The organism is Metabacillus sp. cB07, assembly GCF_016839225.1.
Taxonomy (GTDB): domain Bacteria; phylum Bacillota; class Bacilli; order Bacillales; family Bacillaceae; genus Bacillus_P; species Bacillus_P indicus.
This window is the reverse complement of sequence record NZ_CP069296.1, coordinates 1,971,714-1,991,081: the sequence shown is the minus strand read 5'-3', so window position 1 is coordinate 1,991,081 and position 19,368 is coordinate 1,971,714. Positions and strand designations below refer to the sequence as shown.

Annotated in this window: 22 protein-coding genes; 6 read left to right on the top strand and 16 right to left on the bottom strand. The window is 43.0% G+C overall.

All coding sequences use genetic code 11. The features are described from left to right. Positions 1-55: 55 nt before the first annotated feature. From tkt to yneA, 4 genes are all read right to left on the bottom strand, one after another. A complete protein-coding gene (gene tkt, locus JOJ89_RS09965) occupies positions 56-2,062 on the bottom strand; it encodes a transketolase (RefSeq protein WP_203290188.1) in 2,007 nt (668 codons plus the stop codon). 171 nt (positions 2,063-2,233) lie between these two features. Next, complete coding sequence (locus tag JOJ89_RS09960) at positions 2,234-2,464, bottom strand: DUF896 domain-containing protein (protein WP_029281129.1); 231 nt, start codon at positions 2,462-2,464, stop codon at positions 2,234-2,236. Between the two features lie 71 nt (positions 2,465-2,535). Continuing rightward, positions 2,536-3,183, bottom strand: a complete 648-nt coding sequence (locus tag JOJ89_RS09955; protein WP_203290307.1) for a YneB family resolvase-like protein — start codon at positions 3,181-3,183, stop codon at positions 2,536-2,538. Positions 3,184-3,196: 13 nt separating this feature from the next. Continuing rightward, positions 3,197-3,508 (bottom strand): cell division suppressor protein YneA, encoded by a 312-nt coding sequence (gene yneA, locus JOJ89_RS09950; protein ID WP_029281133.1) that lies wholly within the window; start codon positions 3,506-3,508, stop codon positions 3,197-3,199. Positions 3,509-3,667: 159 nt separating this feature from the next. Here yneA and lexA point away from each other — a divergent pair, with 159 nt between their 5' ends. Both lexA and JOJ89_RS09940 read left to right on the top strand, forming a co-directional pair. Next, a complete protein-coding gene (gene lexA, locus JOJ89_RS09945) occupies positions 3,668-4,288 on the top strand; it encodes a transcriptional repressor LexA (RefSeq protein ID WP_029281135.1) in 621 nt (206 codons plus the stop codon). Between the two features lie 95 nt (positions 4,289-4,383). Further along, positions 4,384-5,826, top strand: a complete 1,443-nt coding sequence (locus JOJ89_RS09940; protein ID WP_203290187.1) for a magnesium transporter CorA family protein — start codon at positions 4,384-4,386, stop codon at positions 5,824-5,826. A 57-nt stretch (positions 5,827-5,883) separates the two neighbouring features. Here JOJ89_RS09940 and glnA read toward each other — a convergent pair whose 3' ends face one another. The 4 genes from glnA to hflX all read right to left on the bottom strand — a co-directional run bounded on the left by glnA (position 5,884) and on the right by hflX (position 10,321). Further along, a complete protein-coding gene (glnA, locus tag JOJ89_RS09935; protein WP_029281139.1) occupies positions 5,884-7,218 on the bottom strand; it encodes a type I glutamate--ammonia ligase in 1,335 nt (444 codons plus the stop codon). Positions 7,219-7,285: 67 nt separating this feature from the next. After that, the gene (locus JOJ89_RS09930) at positions 7,286-7,690 is read right to left on the bottom strand and encodes a MerR family transcriptional regulator (protein ID WP_029281141.1); all 405 of its coding nucleotides are present in this window, start codon (positions 7,688-7,690) and stop codon (positions 7,286-7,288) included. Positions 7,691-7,788: 98 nt separating this feature from the next. Next, positions 7,789-9,057 (bottom strand): methionine gamma-lyase family protein, encoded by a 1,269-nt coding sequence (locus JOJ89_RS09925; RefSeq protein ID WP_203290186.1) that lies wholly within the window; start codon positions 9,055-9,057, stop codon positions 7,789-7,791. Then, positions 9,050-10,321 (bottom strand): GTPase HflX, encoded by a 1,272-nt coding sequence (hflX, locus tag JOJ89_RS09920; RefSeq protein ID WP_029565658.1) that lies wholly within the window; start codon positions 10,319-10,321, stop codon positions 9,050-9,052. The genes JOJ89_RS09925 and hflX overlap by 8 nt, the downstream gene beginning before the upstream one ends. Positions 10,322-10,557: 236 nt before the next feature. Here hflX and JOJ89_RS09915 point away from each other — a divergent pair, with 236 nt between their 5' ends. Next, positions 10,558-11,160 (top strand): trimeric intracellular cation channel family protein, encoded by a 603-nt coding sequence (locus JOJ89_RS09915; RefSeq protein ID WP_029565657.1) that lies wholly within the window; start codon positions 10,558-10,560, stop codon positions 11,158-11,160. A gap of 37 nt (positions 11,161-11,197) precedes the next feature. On the opposite strand, the gene spoVK is transcribed toward JOJ89_RS09915, so the two are convergent. The 4 genes from spoVK to JOJ89_RS09895 form a co-directional block, all read right to left on the bottom strand. Further along, on the bottom strand, positions 11,198-12,148 hold the full coding sequence (spoVK, locus tag JOJ89_RS09910; protein ID WP_029281149.1) for a stage V sporulation protein K: 951 nt from the start codon (positions 12,146-12,148) through the stop codon (positions 11,198-11,200). A gap of 226 nt (positions 12,149-12,374) precedes the next feature. After that, a complete protein-coding gene (hfq, locus tag JOJ89_RS09905; protein WP_029281151.1) occupies positions 12,375-12,599 on the bottom strand; it encodes an RNA chaperone Hfq in 225 nt (74 codons plus the stop codon). Positions 12,600-12,635: 36 nt separating this feature from the next. Then, entirely contained in the window at positions 12,636-13,577 is a 942-nt protein-coding gene (gene miaA / locus JOJ89_RS09900) for a tRNA (adenosine(37)-N6)-dimethylallyltransferase MiaA (RefSeq protein ID WP_203290185.1), read from the bottom strand. Between the two features lie 114 nt (positions 13,578-13,691). Further along, positions 13,692-14,075, bottom strand: a complete 384-nt coding sequence (locus tag JOJ89_RS09895) for a YmaF family protein (protein WP_051827090.1) — start codon at positions 14,073-14,075, stop codon at positions 13,692-13,694. Between the two features lie 134 nt (positions 14,076-14,209). Here JOJ89_RS09895 and JOJ89_RS09890 point away from each other — a divergent pair, with 134 nt between their 5' ends. After that, positions 14,210-14,689 carry a hypothetical protein gene (locus JOJ89_RS09890; RefSeq protein ID WP_029565654.1) on the top strand — a complete coding sequence of 160 codons (480 nt, stop codon included), beginning with the start codon at positions 14,210-14,212 and terminating at the stop codon, positions 14,687-14,689. A 37-nt stretch (positions 14,690-14,726) separates the two neighbouring features. Here JOJ89_RS09890 and JOJ89_RS21385 read toward each other — a convergent pair whose 3' ends face one another. The 3 genes from JOJ89_RS21385 to JOJ89_RS09875 are packed head-to-tail and all read right to left on the bottom strand — an operon-like array spanning position 14,727 to position 15,659. Beyond that, complete coding sequence (locus JOJ89_RS21385) at positions 14,727-14,945, bottom strand: helix-turn-helix domain-containing protein (protein WP_139015475.1); 219 nt, start codon at positions 14,943-14,945, stop codon at positions 14,727-14,729. Between the two features lie 56 nt (positions 14,946-15,001). Next, complete coding sequence (locus JOJ89_RS09880; RefSeq protein WP_051827089.1) at positions 15,002-15,469, bottom strand: spore coat protein; 468 nt, start codon at positions 15,467-15,469, stop codon at positions 15,002-15,004. A 1-nt stretch (position 15,470) separates the two neighbouring features. Beyond that, a complete protein-coding gene (locus JOJ89_RS09875; RefSeq protein WP_029281161.1) occupies positions 15,471-15,659 on the bottom strand; it encodes a hypothetical protein in 189 nt (62 codons plus the stop codon). A 292-nt stretch (positions 15,660-15,951) separates the two neighbouring features. On the opposite strand from JOJ89_RS09875, the gene JOJ89_RS09870 reads away from it, so the two are divergent. Both JOJ89_RS09870 and JOJ89_RS09865 read left to right on the top strand, forming a co-directional pair. Then, positions 15,952-16,284, top strand: a complete 333-nt coding sequence (locus JOJ89_RS09870; protein ID WP_029281163.1) for a hypothetical protein — start codon at positions 15,952-15,954, stop codon at positions 16,282-16,284. An 18-nt stretch (positions 16,285-16,302) separates the two neighbouring features. Further along, positions 16,303-17,277 carry an alpha/beta fold hydrolase gene (locus JOJ89_RS09865; protein WP_035206531.1) on the top strand — a complete coding sequence of 325 codons (975 nt, stop codon included), beginning with the start codon at positions 16,303-16,305 and terminating at the stop codon, positions 17,275-17,277. A 210-nt stretch (positions 17,278-17,487) separates the two neighbouring features. Here the strand turns inward: JOJ89_RS09865 and mutL are convergent, their stop codons facing one another. Next, positions 17,488-19,353: a DNA mismatch repair endonuclease MutL gene (gene mutL, locus JOJ89_RS09860; protein ID WP_029281166.1), complete on the bottom strand. Its 1,866-nt coding sequence runs from the start codon at positions 19,351-19,353 to the stop codon at positions 17,488-17,490. Positions 19,354-19,368 lie beyond the last annotated feature (15 nt).

The following is a 19,368-nucleotide window of genomic DNA, read 5'->3' as shown; positions in this document are numbered from 1 at the left end:
TCACTTTTTTTGTCGAAAAAGAGAGAACGAAGTAATTCGTTCTCTCCAGTAAGGCTTATTTTTCTAATAGTGCCTTTACTCGTGCTGTTACATTCTCGACTGTAAAGCCAAACTCTTTCATAATTCTTTCACCTGGTGCTGAGGCTCCAAACTGGCTGATGCCAAGAATGTCACCCTCATCTCCAGTATATCGCTCCCAGCCAAGAGGTGCTGCCATCTCAATAGCCAGACGCTTCTTCACTGTTTTTGGAAGAACGGAAGCGCGGTACTCTTTTGACTGGCTTTCGAAACGGTTCCATGACGGCATGCTTACAACCGCAACATCAATGCCTTCTTTTTGAAGAGCATCCTGCGCTTCGATAGCAAGTCCCACTTCAGAACCTGATGCTAAAAGAAGTGCGTCAGCTGTTTCCTTTTTGCTAGGAGAAATTGTATAAGCTCCTTTGGAAACTCCTTCATATGCCGTTTCAGACGTACCTTTGATCGTTTTTAGATTCTGACGGGTAAGAACAAGTGCTGTCGGTGCCGTTTCAGATTGAAGCGCAAGTCTCCATGCAGCAGCAGTCTCATTGCCGTCTGCCGGACGGATAACAGACAGGTTCGGCATTGCACGCAAGGCAGGAAGCTGTTCAATCGGCTCATGAGTAGGGCCGTCTTCTCCTACAGCAATACTGTCATGAGTGAATACATATGTTACCGGCAGACCCATTAAAGCAGCAAGACGAATTGCCGGACGCAGGTAGTCAGAGAATACAAAGAACGTTCCGCCGTAAACGCGAAGACCGCCATGCAGCGCCATGCCGTTTAGTGCAGCACCCATTGCGAATTCACGGACACCGAACCAGATGTTGCGTCCGCTGTAGTCCTCAGCTGTGAAATCTGCTGCTCCCTTAATAGAAGTATTGTTTGAACCTGCAAGGTCAGCTGATCCTCCGAAAATGTATGGAACATTTTTCGCAAGGCCATTTAACACTTCACCGGAAGAAGCACGTGAAGCAAGTGCTTTGCCGTCTTCATATACAGGCACTTCGGAATCCCAGTTTTCAGGAAGCTCGCCCTTAATTCCTGCCTCAAGAGCTTTTGCAAGATCAGGGAATTCTTTTTTATAGCTGTCAAAAAGAGCGTTCCATTCTTGTTCTTTTTTCGAACCGAACTGTTCTGCCGACTCTTTGAAATGAGCATACACTTCGTCAGGAACGTGGAAGTCCTGATCGAATGTCCATGCATATGCTTCTTTTGTCAGTTTGATTTCATCTGATCCAAGCGGCTTGCCGTGAACATCTGATTTCCCTGACATATTCGGTGATCCGTAGCCGATTGTCGTTTTCACTTCAATCAGAGTAGGGTGAGTTTCATCTTGCTTAGCAGCTTCAATCGCTTTAGCAATTTCTTTAAGGTTGTTGCCGTCTTCTACCCGAATGACCTGCCAGCCGATTGCTTTGAAACGGTCTTCCACGTTTTCAGAGAATGAGCGGTCAAGGTCTCCATCGAGAGAAATGTCGTTAGAATCATAAAGAACAACTAATTTGCCAAGCTTTAAATGCCCTGCAAGGGAAGCTGCCTCAGAAGAGATTCCTTCCATCAGGTCACCATCTCCGCAGATTGCATATGTGAAGTGGTCGACAACCGGGTAAGACTCTTGGTTATATGTATGTGCAAGATGACGTTCTGCCATAGCCATTCCGACAGCCATCCCAATTCCCTGGCCAAGCGGACCTGTTGTTGCATCTACACCTGCTGTGTGGCGGAATTCAGGGTGTCCCGGTGTTTTGCTTCCCCATTGTCTGAATTCTTTAAGATCATCCATCGTTAAATCATAGCCTGATAAATGAAGAAGGCTGTACAGCAGCATAGACCCGTGACCTGCAGATAATACAAAACGGTCGCGGTTAAACCATTCAGGATTTTTAGGATTGTGATTCATAAATTGCGTCCAAAGCGAATACGCCATTGGAGCTGCCCCCATAGGCATTCCAGGATGTCCTGATTTTGCTTTTTCAATCGCATCAATCGACAGCGTTCGAATGGTAGCAATTGATAAGTCTTGAATTGAATGTGACATTAATTGATCATCCTTTCAGAAATAACATTCTACTTTTTTATCATAGCTTTACTGCCCTATTCATACAACCATTTCGCATGGAAATGCAAAAATGAGAAGTGTAAGAACCTATTCTAATGTATTATGTGCAAAATGAAAAGGAATACATCAAAAATTGACGTATTCCAGCGATTAATGCAGATCGCGTCTGCGTTCTTCTTTTAATTTTTCAGGTGTTACATCGTTCCCGTTTGGATCCAGGACTGTAACGCCTTTTAATGTATTTTTCATAGAACCCCGGAATGCCTTAAGATATTCCTGTCTGAGTGATTGCTGTTCCTGTTTTTCTTCCGGAGAAAGACCGGACGTTTTTGATTTTCTGGACAAGGTGTTGATTCTTGCCATCTTTTCTTTTGGCAGCATGACTGCAGCTCCTTTACCTAATACAGATTTACTATCATATCGTACTAGATATGGGGGCAAAAAACAACAGATTAGACCTGTTCCTCTTTCATGTGCTCCTGATATCTTCTATGTACTGTCGCTTTAGAAACCTCGTATCCAAAACCTCTTAAGGTAGCCGCAATCTCTGAGAATGTCAGTTTATTCTGTTTAAGCCTGATAATCTCGCTGACAGGCACTTCCTTTTTCTCTCTGCCGCTCCCTTTATCTCTGTTAGTAAGATTCCTCTGAGGTTTATACCCTTTTTCAACCGCTCTCTGCATACCTCTTTTGATTTTCAGATTATGGATTTTCCGCTGATATTCTTCAACAATGCTTACAATTTCCAGAACCATGGAATCGGCTTCAGACAAAAAAAGCTTTCCATTCTGCGTGGCCGTATAGATCGTAATGCCTTCTTTTGCGAAAAAATGAATAAGGGCGATCCGGGCGTTCCCTCTCCCCAGTCTTGTCTCATCCTGAATAACAATGGCCTCAATTTTCTGTTCCTTTATACAGTCAAATATTTCAAAAATACCTTCTCTTTCAACCTCATATCCGCTCGCCTGTTCCTCAATAATCTTTTCCACATTCATGCCATGTGCTGCTGAAAGGGCCAAAAGTTCTTCTTTTTGCCGGGCGAGTGATGTCTCTTGTTCTTCTTTTCTAGTGCTGACTCTGCAGTAGATGATTGCGTTCAGTGTTCTCACTTCCCTATTTTCTTGATGCAAGCTGTGTCCCGTCATGGTAGGTTTGTTTATCAATAGGAAGAACCACAGAATCTCCTGACTTGATCACAGCTGTCGGCAGTCCGTTTTTATCCTGAACCCATTCAACGAAATCGGTTTTGGACATGCGGTGATGCTCTTCATATTGATCTGCAAGGCTCCATATACTGTCACCTTCTGCTATTTCAATGGATACATAATGATCAAGGCTTTCTTTTTCTCCTGTGTATGATAATGCAAAGACAGCTACAATGACAACTGCAAAGAAAGAAATAACGTAAGATAATGAACCTTTCAACTCAATCCCCACCTTAATAGAATGTTTGTTCGTATATTTGATACTTTCAGTATAATGCGAACAAACGTTTCTGTCAACGCCGTTTTTCGAACTTATGTTTGTATATGCAGGAAAAACATGCTATAATCAACATAAATTACAGGACGCGAGGTGGATAAAATGACAAAACTTTCAAAGAGGCAGCAGGATATCCTCACTTTTATTAAGCTTGAAGTACAAAAGAAAGGATATCCGCCATCAGTCCGTGAGATCGGCGAAGCAGTGGGCCTTGCTTCGAGCTCAACTGTGCACGGCCATCTTGCCAGGCTTGAAAGCAAAGGGCTGATCAGACGGGATCCGACAAAGCCGAGAGCGATCGAAATATTAGAAGATGAGACAGCGATGATTCCGCGTTCAAGCGTGATTAACGTTCCTGTAATCGGGAAAGTAACAGCCGGTTCCCCGATCACAGCCATTGAAAACGTCGAGGAATATTTTCCTCTTCCAGATACGTTCGCCGCATCCGATGATCAGATCTTCATGCTCGAGATTATGGGAGACAGTATGATTGAAGCCGGTATTCTTGACGGGGACATGGTTATTGTCAAACAGCAGAACACTGCAAACAACGGGGATATCGTTGTTGCCATGACAGAGGATGATGAGGCAACTGTCAAACGTTTTTTCAAAGAGAAAGATTACGTGCGCCTTCAGCCGGAAAACTCTACACTTGAACCGATTATTCTCAGACATGTTGTCATCCTGGGAAAAGTTGTTGGAGTTTATAGAAACATACACTAAAAACTTTGCTTTTACAGGCAAAGTTTTTTTATTTGCCTGTTTTGCAGCCTTCTCTCAGGGGAACATAATAATGAAAAAAAGATGAGAGGGTGCCTATGACAAAAGAACCGGCCATTCTGCGGGCGAATGCCCAATTTATTTTTCCTTTTTCATGGGACAGCGACTGCATCTCCCAGCTGACTGATGAACTTAAGGCGAACGGATTTGAATTTTTCAGCATTAACAGCAGCGCCCAGCAGACAAAATTTTACGGAGAGAAAACAAGTCTTCCCCATAAACGCCTGAAACATTATTTTATGCCGTACATAGAACAGATTCTCTTTCCGGATCAGCATCAGGATAAGGCTATAAATCGATACTCAAAATCCTTTGACAGAAAATGCACGCTTCGTACAGCTGTAAATGAATATTCTTTCAATGTCCACTCAATCGATCTGTATATATGCCCTTTTTCTGTCGGAATGATCACCATAAGGACAGAGCTGACATCAAACAGCAATACATGGTCACTGAGCGATGCACTCGATTTTATGGATCACTTCAGGGTTCTTGAACCATTTATTACAGAAGAAAAAGGAACTGTTCTTCATTCAGGACAGGGCACTTACGAAAAGATTCAGGATTTTATTTTTGAAGAGCTGTGCCCCTCTGTTGTCCCGTATATAGAAAAAAGTGAAAACAGCCAGTCAACTTACCTTGGAAGCCTTCCCTACTTTATTGACGAGAGAATGTTTGTCAGCAGTTATCTTTTGACAGAAAAGGACGCAGAGATTTCTTCGGATACTCTTTTTCGAATAGGCCACATAAATGGCTATGATCAAAACGGCAGGCCGTATATGTCCGCAAGCAATTCCGCATATATAGACCACTATCTTAAGGATCACATTTACGACAGGTGGTCACCCGGCAGCTTTCACGTTGTGAGTGATCATACATTCACTAAAATTACGAATGATGTGGGTCAGGAGAACGTGACCGCGGAAGAAATGGTTGGACAGCTCTACTACAATCTCATCCTGCATCTTTTCTATAAAATTGTTCTTCTAAAGCTTTCATACAGCTATTCACAGCTCTACATTGATCAGAAACAGGATAAAATGGAAGGTCTGATCCGCTCGATTGCTAATTTCACCGCTAAGTATATCTTTTCAGAAATCAGCAGCAGAACGGAAGGCCAGGAGCTTTCTGTTATGATGAAAGACAGGTTCAAAATTGAGACCCTCTATAAAGAAGTGAAGAATACGATGGACAGTCTTTATCAAAACCAGGAGAAGCTGGCCAGCAAACGCCACAATTCCCTGCTGCTGATCCTTACTACTTATACGGTTATTTCCGGAATCTATGGCATGAACCTTGTCATTGAGGACTGGAAAGGCAGCATAAGCTGGAACAAGCTTGCAAATTACTCTATTTTTGAATACATTTCACTCGTGGTCGCTTTATCCGGGATTGCAGTTGGTTCCATACTTGCCGTAATAGCCATAATGAGGCTGCTGAAGGACTATCTTCAAAAAAGAAAATCAGATGGAATTGACTAAAAAGCTTGATTGTGCAAAAAAACCTCAGCAGACAGCTGAGGTTTTTGAGTGTGATTCTTAGTATTGAGACATGTACTGCTCGCGTTCCCATGGGTGAACTTGAGTGCGGAACATATCCCATTCGATTTCTTTCGCTTCTACAAAATGCTCAAACAAATGCTCGCCAAGTGCGTTGATGATTACTTCGTCTGTTTTCAGAAGATCAAGAGCCTGTGCTAATGTTGCAGGAAGATCTACGATTCCATTCTCAACACGCTCTTCTTTCGTCATGACATAGATGTTGCGGTCAATCGGTTTTGGAGCAGCAAGTTTGTTTTTAATGCCGTCAAGACCAGCAGCAAGCAATACGCTCATTGCAAGGTACGGGTTTGCAGAAGGGTCAACACTGCGCACTTCTACGCGTGTGCTTAGTCCGCGTGAAGCAGGGATACGGATAAGCGGGCTTCTGTTTTGTGCAGACCAGGCAACATAGCATGGTGCCTCGTAGCCAGGTACTAGACGTTTATATGAGTTAACTGTCGGATTCGTAACAGCTGTAAAGTTTGGTGCATGCTTGATTACGCCGGCAATGAAATGTCTCGCTGTTTCGCTCAGCTCAAGTTCACTGTTTTTGTCATAGAATGAGTTCACTCCGTCTTTGAAAAGAGAGAGGTTCATGTGCATTCCAGATCCATTTACTCCAAACAGCGGCTTCGGCATGAATGTAGCATGCAATCCGTGTTTGCGCGCAATTGTTTTAACAACAAGTTTGAATGTTTGGATATCATCACAAGCTTTTACTGCACCGGCATATTTGAAGTCGATTTCATGCTGGCCAGGAGCTACCTCATGGTGAGATGCTTCAATTTCAAAGCCCATTTCTTCAAGCTCAAGCACGATGTCACGTCTGCAGTTTTCTCCAAGGTCAGTCGGAGCAAGGTCGAAGTAGCCGCCGTGATCGTTCAGCTCAAGAGTTGGTTCTCCTTTTTCGTCAAGCTTGAAAAGGAAGAATTCCGGCTCAGGCCCAAGGTTGAAGTCAGTGAATCCAAGGTCTTCCATTTCTTTCAGCATACGTCTTAAGTTGTTGCGCGGATCTCCATCAAATGGTGTGCCGTCCGGGCTGTAGATGTCGCAGATGAAACGTGCAACTTTGCCTTTTTCAGATGTCCAAGGGAAAATAACAAACGTATCAAGATCAGGATACAGATACATGTCAGATTCTTCAATGCGGACAAATCCTTCAATTGAAGATCCGTCAAACATGCATTTGTTGTCAAGTGCTTTTTCAAGCTGGCTTGCAGGAATTTCTACGTTTTTGATTGTTCCAAGGATGTCCGTGAACTGCAGTCTGATGTATTTTACGTTTTCTTCTTGTACTAAGCGTACAATATCTTCTCTCGAATACTTTGCCATTGTGAAAATCCTCTCCTAACAATACTAAGTAATATTTATTGTGAAAAATAAAGTGAAGCTGCGTTAATTAATGGAAAAATCTAGACATGTCACCCTGTCTGAGCGATGATCTCTGGAACCTTCCGGCCTGCATCAGTTCAGCTTTCAGCAGCTTTCTGAGTTCAGCGTCGGTCAGATCCGGTTTTTCCACTTTTTTAGGCTGGCCTTCTTCTTCGCGTTCCATACTTTTATCCTTAGAAGAAAAAATCTGCTTGATGCCGGCCATGTTAATGCCTTGTTCGATAAGGCTTCTTATTTCAAGAAGCGTATCTACATCATTAAATGAAAATAGGCGTCTGTTCCCTTCTGTTCTTGCAGGGAAAATCAAGCCGTTTTCTTCATAATATCGAATTTGCCTGGCAGAGAGTTCTGTCAGCTGCATGACAATTCCGATCGGGAATAAGGGCATCGAGCGTCGAATCGTATCACCCATTGTATTCCCTCCTTTTCTTAACTTAATCTTATTATATTCCATGTCATATAATGCGTCAACACTATGTTAGGAAAAATGACATTTGGATTTATATCCGATTACAGACGAATTAAATTCTTGTCCAAAAGATGATCAAGAGCAGAACAGATGGCAATTTTCACATGAGAATACGTTAATCCGCCCTGCACATAAGCTGTATACGGGGGACGCAGCGGCCCGTCTGCAGAGAGTTCTATGCTTGCTCCCTGTACAAAAGTTCCTGCAGCCATTATGACATCGTTCTCATAACCCGGCATATAGCTCGGATATGGCGTCACGTGCGAATTGACCGGTGATGCATATTGTATGGCCTGGCAAAACGCAACCATTAAATCAGACTGCTCAAACTGGACAGATTGAATAAGGTCTGTGCGGACTGCATCCCAGGACGGGTTTGTTTTAAGCCCTGCAAGTTCAAGCATCGCTGCCGTAAACACTGCACCTTTTAAAGATTGGGCAACAACGTGAGGAGCAAGGAAGAATCCCTGATACATTTCCTGAAGACTGTAGAGGGACGCGCCTGCCTCAGCCCCAATACCAGGTGATGTCATCCGGTAGGAGCATGCTTCCACCAGATCCTTGCGCCCAACGATATAACCGCCTGTTTTCGCAAGTCCGCCGCCCGGATTTTTAATAAGCGAACCAGCCATAAGATCGGCACCGACGTGACAAGGTTCAAGCTCTTCAACAAATTCACCGTAGCAATTGTCGACAAAGACAACAACATCAGGCTTAATGGATTTGACAAAGTCAATCATCTGCTTAATTTCTGCAAGAGTATAAGATGGCCTTGTGGCATATCCTTTTGAGCGCTGAATGCCGATCATCTTTGTCTTTTCTGTAATGGCAGCACCGACGGCATCATAATCTATGCCGCCGTCTTCTTTCAGTTCAACAGCCCGGTAGCCGATTTTAAATTCACTTAGAGAACCGGTGCCGCTTCCTCTGATGCCCACAATCTCTTCAAGGGTATCATAAGGCTTTCCCGTTATATATAGAAGTTCATCAAATGGACGGAGCACTCCAAACAGGGCAATGGAGATGGCATGGGTGCCTGAAATGATCTGCGGCCTTACAAGCCCTGACTCCCCGCCGAAAACATCCGCATAAATCTGTTCCAGCGTATCCCTTCCATGGTCATCATACCCATATCCTGTAGTCGGGATAAAATGTGAGTCGCTCACTCTATGGTCTCTGTAGCTTTGAAGAACCCGGAACTGGTTCATTTCCATTCGTTCATCAATTTTTTTGTGGGTATCTCTGATTTTTTCTTCTGCCTCTGCAGCAAGCTGCGCAAGCTTATCACCGTATTTCAATTGGTTAAACATGTTTGTTTCCCTTTCTCTTATACATCTCTATCTGGCCGGAAGCTGCATGTCCCGGCAGGAAGTGTCCCTGTATTTCATAATGATTTTCTTCTTCATTAAAGGCAAAGTGCCCTACCATGGTTTCTGTTTTCAATGAAGCCAGAAGCTTGCCTTCTGAAGCAGGCACATCAATGCTGTATTCTTCCATCAGCTCCATTGAAAACGACTGGATCTTCTGTTTCAGTTTTGCAATGTCCGCATCCGAAAAAGCGCTGATCAGCACATGCTCGCCTTTCGGTGAAGGAACAAAGCCAGCCGACTGCTTATCTTGCTTGTTATATACCGTTAAAACCGGAATCGTCGTGACCTTGAGTTCTTCCAGCAGTTTATAGACCGTTTTTTCATGATTGACGTAATCTTCATTTGAACTGTCGACAACATGCAGAATTAAATCCGCCTCTTTCACTTCTTCAAGTGTAGAGCGGAACGCTGCAACAAGCGTTGTCGGCAGATCCTGAATGAATCCTACCGTATCTGTTAAAAGAGCCTGATAGCCCGATGGAAGTGTCATCTTCCTTGTCATCGGATCAAGTGTGGCAAAAAGAAGGTCTTCTTCAAATGTGCCCGCGTCTGTAATTCGGTTAAACAATGTCGATTTCCCGGCATTTGTGTAGCCGACCAGAGCTACTTGGAAAGCCTGATTTTTCTTTCTTCTTTCACGATAGCGGTTCCGGTGGCTGACAATTGCAGCAAGCTGCATCTTAATTTCATGTATGCGGGTTCTAATATGTCTTCTATCTGTTTCAAGCTGCGTTTCGCCCGGCCCCCTCGTGCCGATTCCGCCGCCCTGTCTTGAAAGATTGATTCCCTGTCCGCTCAGCCTCGGCAAAAGATACTGAAGCTGCGCAAGCTCCACCTGAAGCTTGCCTTCTTTTGATTTTGCCCGCGTCGCAAATATATCAAGTATCAGCTGTGTGCGGTCAATAATTTTCACATCAAGGGCAGCCGACAGATTGCGCTGCTGACTTGGAGAAAGCTCATCATTAAATATAATTAAGTCCGGCTCAAGCTCTTCTGAAAGAGCAAGCAGTTCATCAACTTTGCCTTTGCCTATGTATGTTGCCGGGTGAATGCGCTCTCTCTTCTGCGACAGCTGGACGAGCACTTCTCCGTTCGCTGTTTTAGTAAGGGAGGCAAGCTCGCTCATTGTATAACTGAACGCTTCATCTTCTGTCTTTGGAAGCTGGCAGCCGACCAGAATGACTTTTTCACTCCCGGTATTCATTGTCTCTTTCAAACGGGTACCATCCTTTTACTCATAATTTTGCTTCTTTATCATACCAAAAAAACAAAGAATCCACTAATGCTTTACGTTTTTACGCACATAGGAACGATTCGAAGACTATTTTAAAAGAAAAGGATTGCATTAAAGCGGATACGCATATAAAATCAAGACGGCTGCTTTCATGCAGCCGCTTCTAATTAAAGATATCTGACATTTATGAAAAAGGGGATACATATATGACGTGGGAAGTATTAAGCATCATCGGCACAATTGCTTTTGCAGTGAGCGGCGCCATTGTTGCGATGGAAGAGGAATATGATATTCTCGGGGTGTATATTCTTGGCATTGTCACCGCATTTGGAGGAGGAGCCATCAGAAATCTTCTCATCGGCGTGCCGGTTTCGGCTTTATGGGAGCAGGGGACACTCTTTCAGATCGCTCTTGTTGCCATGACGACCGTGTTTTTATTCCCCAACAACCTGCTTAAACACTGGCAGAAGTGGGGAAATTTCACCGATGCGATCGGACTTTCGGCATTCGCTATTCAAGGAGCGCTGTATGCTGCTGAGATGAATCATCCGATCAGTGCAGTTGTTGTGGCTGCAGTACTGACAGGAAGCGGCGGCGGTATTGTCAGGGATTTGCTGGCTGGAAGAAAACCGCTCGTACTGAGATCAGAAATTTATGCTGTGTGGGCTGTCCTTGCAGGCCTAATTATCGGATTTGATCTGGCCCAGTCACCTTTTCAGCTTTATACTCTATTTATTCTGCTCGTTGTTTGCAGAGTTCTCTCCTATACAAACAAATGGCAGCTTCCAAACCGCTCCATCCACCATTGAAAAAAGCCGCAGCCGCGGCTTTTTTTGTCCTTTATGTTTATTCTTTAATCACCAGATCCTGACTCAAGATCGTGACAAGTTCGTCCCGTCCCAATTGATTCGCTGTTAGAAGTCTCATCGCCTGGGAGCGGATGGATTTTTCAATGATATTTCTGACATACCTGCCATTTGAGAATTTTGACGGGGCAAGGTTTGTTTTCATGTCATTCAGATGCTCGCGGAATTTCCATTCAGCCTCTTTGCTGAATGAATATTCTCTTTCCTTCATCATGCGCTTTGAGATTTCCATCAGCTGTTCAACAGAATAATCCGGAAAATCTACCACGAGCGGAAATCTGGAATGCAGGCCGGGATTTAATGAAAGAAAATGATCCATCTCCTTGGAATAGCCCGCCAATATGAGAACAAATTCATGCTGTTTATCTTCCATATGCTTAACGAGAGTGTCAATGGCTTCTTTCCCAAAGTCCTTTTCTCCCCCGCGGGCAAGGGAATAGGCTTCATCTATAAAAAGAATGCCTCCAAGGGACTTTTTAATCAGGTCCCGTGTTTTCTGTGCGGTATGTCCAATGTATTCTCCCACAAGATCTGCCCGTTCCGCTTCAATTAAATGGCCTTTTGAGAGCACATTCATCTGGAAAAATAATTTCCCGATCAATCTGGCTACTGTTGTTTTCCCTGTGCCGGGATTTCCTTTGAACATCATATGAAGAGACTGTTTTCCTGCTTTCAGCCCCTGTTCTTCCCGCTTTTTATTAATAAAAATCCATGCATAAATTTCTTTAATCATCCGCTTCAGTTCATCCATGCCTACAAGCGTATTCAGCTCTGCTTCAATTTCATTTAATATGGCATGCTGCGGTTCTGTTTTGGGGATTTTCAGTTCATATGTGGCTGTTTCGCTGATTCGCTCATGATAGACCTTTTTCTGGCCGCTAAGAATCACATTAATTTGCCCGTTGTTTTTAAATGTGACTGCTTGATCCAAAGATGTTCACCTCACATTCTTTTATTACTATACGTTGCTTGGGGCAAAATCGTGACAAATGCCTATCTAAAAGATGAAATTATTTTTCCGCGGAGAGAATATTGCTGAATATTGATGGATTCTGCGCTTTCCCGAGAAATAAATCCATTTCCTGATCATCAGGAGACTCTTTGAAACAAGACAAATAAAAAATCAGCCTCCGCATATGAAGGCTGATTTTAACTGACTATTCTATTTCAAGGGAAACATGTTTCTGAGGCGCAAACGTTGAAATCGCATGTTTGAAAATCAGCTGCTGCTTGCCTTCTGTTTCCAGCAGGACTGTAAAGTTGTCAAATCCTTTAACAAGGCCTCTGAGCTGAAATCCGTTCAGAAGGTACACCGTTACAAATGTACTTTCTTTGCGCATTGAGTTTAAAAATTGGTCTTGGATATTGACTGTTTGTTTCATGTTTCGTCCTCCTCTTTTCTCTATGTTTTATGTATTCTAGCTTAATTGAAGCTTTCCTGCTATATAAGTGAAAATTTCATTGAATCTGTCATTTGCATCATGCGGGCTGCTTACATCAAACCATTCCACGTCCATTTTGTTGCGGAACCATGTAAGCTGGCGCTTCGCATAGCGGCGGGAGTTCTGTTTCAGCTGATCCACTGCATCTTCGAGAGAAGACTTCCCGTCAAAATAAGCGAAAAGCTCTTTATAACCGATGGCCTGTACAGACTGACAGTCACGGATTCCATTCTCATGCAGTTGTTTTGCCTCAGCCAGCAGCCCCTGCTCCATCATAAGATCAACTCGGTGATCAATCCGTTCATAGAGCTCGCTTCGCTCCATCGTTAACCCGACAATGACAAGGTCGTAAAGCAGCACTTTCTCCTGTTCGTTTAAAAACTCTGTCATCGTTTTGCCGGTGCAGCGGAAGATTTCAAGAGCCCTGATGACTCTCCTCACATTATTCGGATGAATTCTTTGAGCTGATTCCGGATCTGCATCAGACAGTTTCTTGTGTATGAATTCATTGCCTCTGGCTTCAGCTTCTTCTTCAAGCATCTGCCTGTACTCAGGATCCGATGCCTGTTCTGTAAACTGATAATCATAGATAACAGACTGAATATACATGCCTGTCCCGCCGGCAATGATTGGAAACTTGCCTCTTGAGTGAATATCGGTGATAAGTGGACGTGCTAATTCCTGAAATTCAGCGGCGGAAAACGACTCATCAGGATCTTTAATATCGATCAGGTGATGGCGCACACCATCCATTTCATCCGGTGCAGCTTTTGCCGTCCCAATATCCATCCCGCGGTAGATCTGCATGCTGTCCCCGCTTATAATTTCACCGTTCAGCCTTTTGGCAAGTTCAATGCTCAACTTTGTTTTCCCGACCGCGGTCGGTCCAATTATCACGAGCAGTTTTTCTTTCTTCAATCTGTAATCACACTTTCTTGCTTTATATCCGCTTTTCAACATCTTATCACTTTAAATCATTGAATACCAGTTTATTATTTCCAGATATCAGCACCCTCAAACGGCCTGAATGGATTAATATCCGATCGGACCGCTCGTTCTTCCGCTGAACAAATGCTGATGAACCTTTTTCTGCTGCGGAGAGTATACAACCCCTCCAAACTGAGTCGGCTCTGCTTCTGTGTAGTTTCTGTAACTTTTCCCCTCAAACAGATGATAGTGTGTGCCGTCAAGCATTGGAATGGGCGGTCCGGTCTTTACATAAAAGCGATGATAATGATTGTTGTCAAACGTGGTAACCCCTTCTACATAGTGGTAATGCCTGTCAAATGACGTGCCGTTGAGAGGTTTAGAAAATCCAAGCAGGGCATGCGTGTGACCTTCCTGTTCCTCTGTCACTCCCTGATAAAAGTGAGCATGGGGAACAGGCAGAGGCTCCCGAACATTCATTTCCTTCATAAGGCAGCTTCCTTTCAAGCTTTTTATCAAAGTATGAAAGAAAGCAAGCGAGGGTCATAAATATCTCAATATGCCGTTTTAACAAAGAAAAACAGGGAAACTAAAAGGTAATTCTAATGAGAGGGGCATGCCCGTTGTTTCAGCTTGAGGATATGATTACTTTTTTCTGGGCTTTCTTTTTTGTTTTGCCCATCGTTGCCTTCATTCATCAGCTTGGGCATTTTGTCTTTGTCTGGTTGTTTGGAGGAAAGGCTTTTTTTACATTAGGGAGAGGAAAACTTCTGCTCAGAGTCGGAAAGCTTCAAATTAATCAATATTACTTTCTGGACTCTTTTTGTCAGTATGAACGATTGAAATGGGATAGCAAATGGACACACGTCCTTGTATATGCAGGTGGATCCATCTTCAACCTGGCCTCCATCATTATCGTTAATTCTATGATTCATGCAGGGCTGCTGAATCCGCACATCTTCTTTTATCAGTTTGTCTATTTTTCTGTTTACTTTGTTTTCTTCTCGCTTCTGCCATTTAAGTATTCAGAGACACATTCGTCTGACGGCAGATCCATTTATGACGTCGTTAAGTATGGAAGCAGCTGCAGTCAGTTTGACTGATGTAAAAGAAGAAGCCTAACCGGCATTCTTCTTTTTGCTACAAATAATCTATAGTATCGGCATATAGTTCATATCTTTTTACACCAAGCACGCGACAAATGTCTGCAATCTCATTTGAGGTTGCTCTTCTTGTATTTCTTTCAATAGATAATAAGTGAGAAACAGAGAGATTTAAACTTTCAGCCATACATCCTAATGGTATACCTCTCGTTTCTCTTAGTTCTCTAATTCTTTTACCTATTTTTATAATTATCAATCCCTTTACAGTATTAAGGTGTCCCCAGAAACAGGAACACCCCTTTTAAACGAGCTTTATAGGATATCTAAGCTTAGTGCAAGAGCTGCCAATACTTGAATTAGTAATTGAATTGTAATAACTAGATCCAGATCTAATGCTCCTACGTTAACGTTATGAGAATCTTTGATAAGAATTTCTTGCTCATTTACTTGATCAATACTTGTGAATTGGAATAATTCTTCACTGAAGCGGTCAGCCTGTTCAATATCATCAGCAAACGAAAGTCTGATAATGAGAACAATTGCAGCTTGAATAGCAGCCTGAAGCGCAAGTGCAGCCTGAACATCAATTGTCAGTACATTTACATCTGTAGAATCAACAATACTGATTTTCTCAGTTGAACGCTGACCTGCTTGAACAGATTGTCTTGCTCTTTGAGATACTCCATTCGCATTTCCAATGCCGCTGCCGCCCATATCCATTTCGCCTGCAACTTCTTCAGTACCTGCGCAGTCAGAAAAAATGACTCTGTTTCTTCCCATGTTATTTCCCCCCTTTCTCAGTTTTTGATTTTAAATTGCTTAGAAAATCCTCAACTTGGCTATTCAGTTCAGTGACCATGTCTCTGAGAGGTTTTTTCTTATCCTCCGGAATAGCTTTCAGCTTTGTTTCTAATCCATACTTATCGAGAAGCATTTTGACAAATAAATCAGTTGTTTTGCGGTTGATCATGACCATCTCTCCTTCCTGTTTACTCCATCATATTCACGACAAATTTTTACGTATGGGGATATAACCTCCTGCAAAAACACATTTTTCGACTTTTCTGCAAATAGAACTTCCAATTTTTTTAAAAAAAATGAGCAATTGCCATGATAAATTGACCCAATCTAATTTTTTTGTCGAACATAATCTATTAATAAGATTCAGGAACAAAGAGAATCTGCCTTTCACTTCACTCTCGAAAATACAGGTGATTTCACCTGTATTTTCTCATTACTTCACTTATAAAGGAGGATATAAGATGGGGAAAAAGAAAAATCCGCAATTGAAAGACTTGGTTAAAAAAGCCGGGTTTCAGTTAGAGTCAAATCTCAATCATGCTATTAAGGAAAAACTTAATGACAAAGATTTTAGTCGATTGGTATTCAACACCCAGAAAAAAACAGAACTGCAGAAACTATTAGGCAATTTCTCTTCGGCGCATAACCTTCCAAGCAAAGATGATGTAGCAAATACAGCTAAATTGGTGATTAAAACGGAAGAAAAGATTGATTCTATCGAGGAAAAACTTCTGGAGATTGATGCAAAGCTTAATGAGATGAAAAGTCTTGTGCAACAAAACAAGAAAAAATAAGAAAGGAGCTCTGCTGAATTGACACAGATCAGCCCAACAGGCTTAAGTAGAAATCCTGTATGGCAGTTAAATAAAACAACGCTGTGGTATTACCCAACGCATTCAAGAAAATTTAACACACCTCTATTCCTTATATATTCTCCTGTAAATAAACCGGATATTTTAGATCTCATTCCCGGCAAAAGCGTCATTGGGTCGTTTGTGAATGCGGGATTTGATGTATATCTACTTGAATTCGGAGAGCCCGGCTATGAGGATAAAGATGACTCATTAGAGGATTATGTCGCAAAATACGTTCAAAAAGCGGCAAACAGAACTCTATTGCATTCAAAAGCTGAGAACTTAACAGTCATCGGCTATTGTTTGGGAGGAACACTTGCGGCCATATATGCTTCCATTGCGGAGGAAAAGATAAAAAATCTCATTTTATATGCTGCACCCATAGATTTTGAAGAAACAAATGTTTATAGCAAATGGTTATCTGAACTAAGAACAGCGGATGAAACTGATATTAATCAGATGACCGAATGGAGCAGATTAATTTCTGCTTCAGAGGTCAAAGCAGGAATGCGGCTGCTGACTTCTCCAGTATATTTTTCACCATACCTGGCTCTTTTAGGAAGAACAGATGATCCAGCTTATATACAAAAATGGATTCGCTTCAACAAATGGGCAAACTCATACTTGCCTATGCCAGGTGCTTTTATCAGAGACTTAGTCTTAGAATTAGCAAAGAAGAACAGTCTGATTAAAGGTAAACTCTCCATCATGAACAGGAAGGTTAAACTTAAAAACATCTCCTGCAATCTTCTTGTTATTTGCGGAGAAGATGATCAGCTCGTTTCGGAAAATCAGAGCAGACCCATTATTGAACATGCTTCAAGTAAAGACAAGACTTTTTTATTGAGTAAGAAGGGGCATACAGGAGTCACCATTTCAGAGGGCCAGTTGCCTGAATTCCTTGATAAATGGCTGCCCCCTAGGTCAAGATGATAAGGGAGCTGACTATGATGGTAAACCAGACGCCTAATACAGATCCAGTGATTGAATACTGCGGATTCTCAGTGATTATTTATGCTGGTTTCTTTTTCGAACTTCTTTTTGAGAGAAATAATCGATAGCAGACGTGCCGTTTTTTCTGGGATAGGTATAAAAGTTTGCCCTGCACAGATAACTGTGCAGGGCATGATTGTCTTTTCACTTTTACATAATACGCTTAAACATCTTTTCCATCTCATACGTTGAGTAATGAATAATAATCGGCCTGCCGTGAGGACATGTAAAGGGATCGGCTGTTTTTCTGAGCGTTTCAAGCAGCGCGAAGATTTCATCGTGGCGCAGGTGATGATTTGCTTTAATCGCTGCTTTGCAGCTCATCATAATGGCTGCTTCTTCTCTGATTTTTTTAATATCCGCCTGCCTGTGATCGAGCACTTCCTGAATGATTTCTTCAATAATGCTTCCCTCTTCGCCTTTTGGAAACCACTGAGGGTGGGACCTGACAATAAAGCTGTTCCCGCCGAAAGGCTCAAGGAAGATCCCCACTTGGGCAAGCTCAGGCATCTTCTCAGCCAGAATGACTGCTTCATCTGCTGAATAGTGCAGCGTGATAGGAACTAACAGTTCCTGAACTTCTGAAGCTACCTGTCCAACTTTTTCTTTGAAATATTCATAGTTAATTCGTTCCTGTGCGGCATGCTGATCAATAATATAGAGTCCATTATCGTTTTGAGCGAGAATGTAGGTGCCGTGCATTTGACCGATTGGATAAAGAACCGGCACGCGGGTTTCTTCCCCGGATTGATCGATGAGCTGTTCTGAACGCACTTCCTCAACTGCCGGCTGCTCTATATCCCTTTCAGGTTCATGATCAGCAGCATAGTCTTCCTCCGCTTCTACCACAAAAGGGGCAGCAGGCTTCTCTTCCCGTACCGGATTTGAGGCCTGTACGGAAAATGATTCTGTTCGGACCGGCTGATCGGAGCCGATGCCTGTCTTCTTTTCAGCATGACTGAACATAAAGGACTGCTGCTCTTCAGCCGCTTTTTCTTTTCGTTTCGGCAGGGCAGCATCAGGTATCAGCTGTTTCTTTGAAAAAGACTCTTTTATTCCATTTATAATAAGCTCATTCAGTTCCGCTTCCTTGCTCAGGCGCACTTCCATTTTAGCGGGGTGCACATTGACATCCACAAGAATCGGATCCATGCTGATCTCCAGGAAAACAACGGGAAACCTGCCGATTGGAAGCAGCGTGTGGTATCCCTGCTGAATCGCTTTTGCAAGCGGGTAGTTCTTGATGAACCTTCCGTTTACGATAGTAGAAATATAGTTCCTCGAGGCCCTTGTGATTTCAGGCAGGGATATAAAGCCTGTCACTTCAAAATCAAGGGACTGAAGGTGGATTGGGATCATTTTTTTAGCAATCGGAAGGCCGTATATGCCGGCAATGACCTGACGCACGTCCCCGTTGCCGCTCGTATGAAGCAGCTGTTTTCCGTTATGAGTCAGCTTGAATGATACATTTGGATTGGACAGAGCCAGACGGTTCACAACATCTGTTATATTCCCGAGCTCTGTATGAACTGTTTTTACATATTTCAGCCGTGCAGGTGTATTGAAAAACAGATTAGAGACAGTGAGGTCGCTGCCTTTCCTGCTTGAGGCTGCTTCGTGAACTTCCACTTTTCCGCCTTTGAGAACCATTCGTGTTCCTGCTCCGTCGCCTGTGCTTGTTTTGAGCTCAATATGCGATACGGAAGCGATACTCGGCAGGGCTTCTCCCCGGAAACCAAGTGTTCTGATTCGAAACAGGTCATTCTCATCTTTTATTTTGCTTGTCGCATGTCTGTGAAAAGCATTAAGACAATCTTCAGGCTGAATGCCTTCCCCATTGTCGATAATGCGGATTTTTGCAAGGCCGGCTTCTTCCACGTGAATTTCAATCACGGTGCTTCCGGCATCTATGCTGTTTTCTGCCAGTTCTTTCACGACAGAAGCCGGACGCTCTACTACTTCACCGGCAGCGATTTTATTTGATAGTGAATCGTCTAGGCGGACTATTTTCCCCATCCTATTCACCTTCCA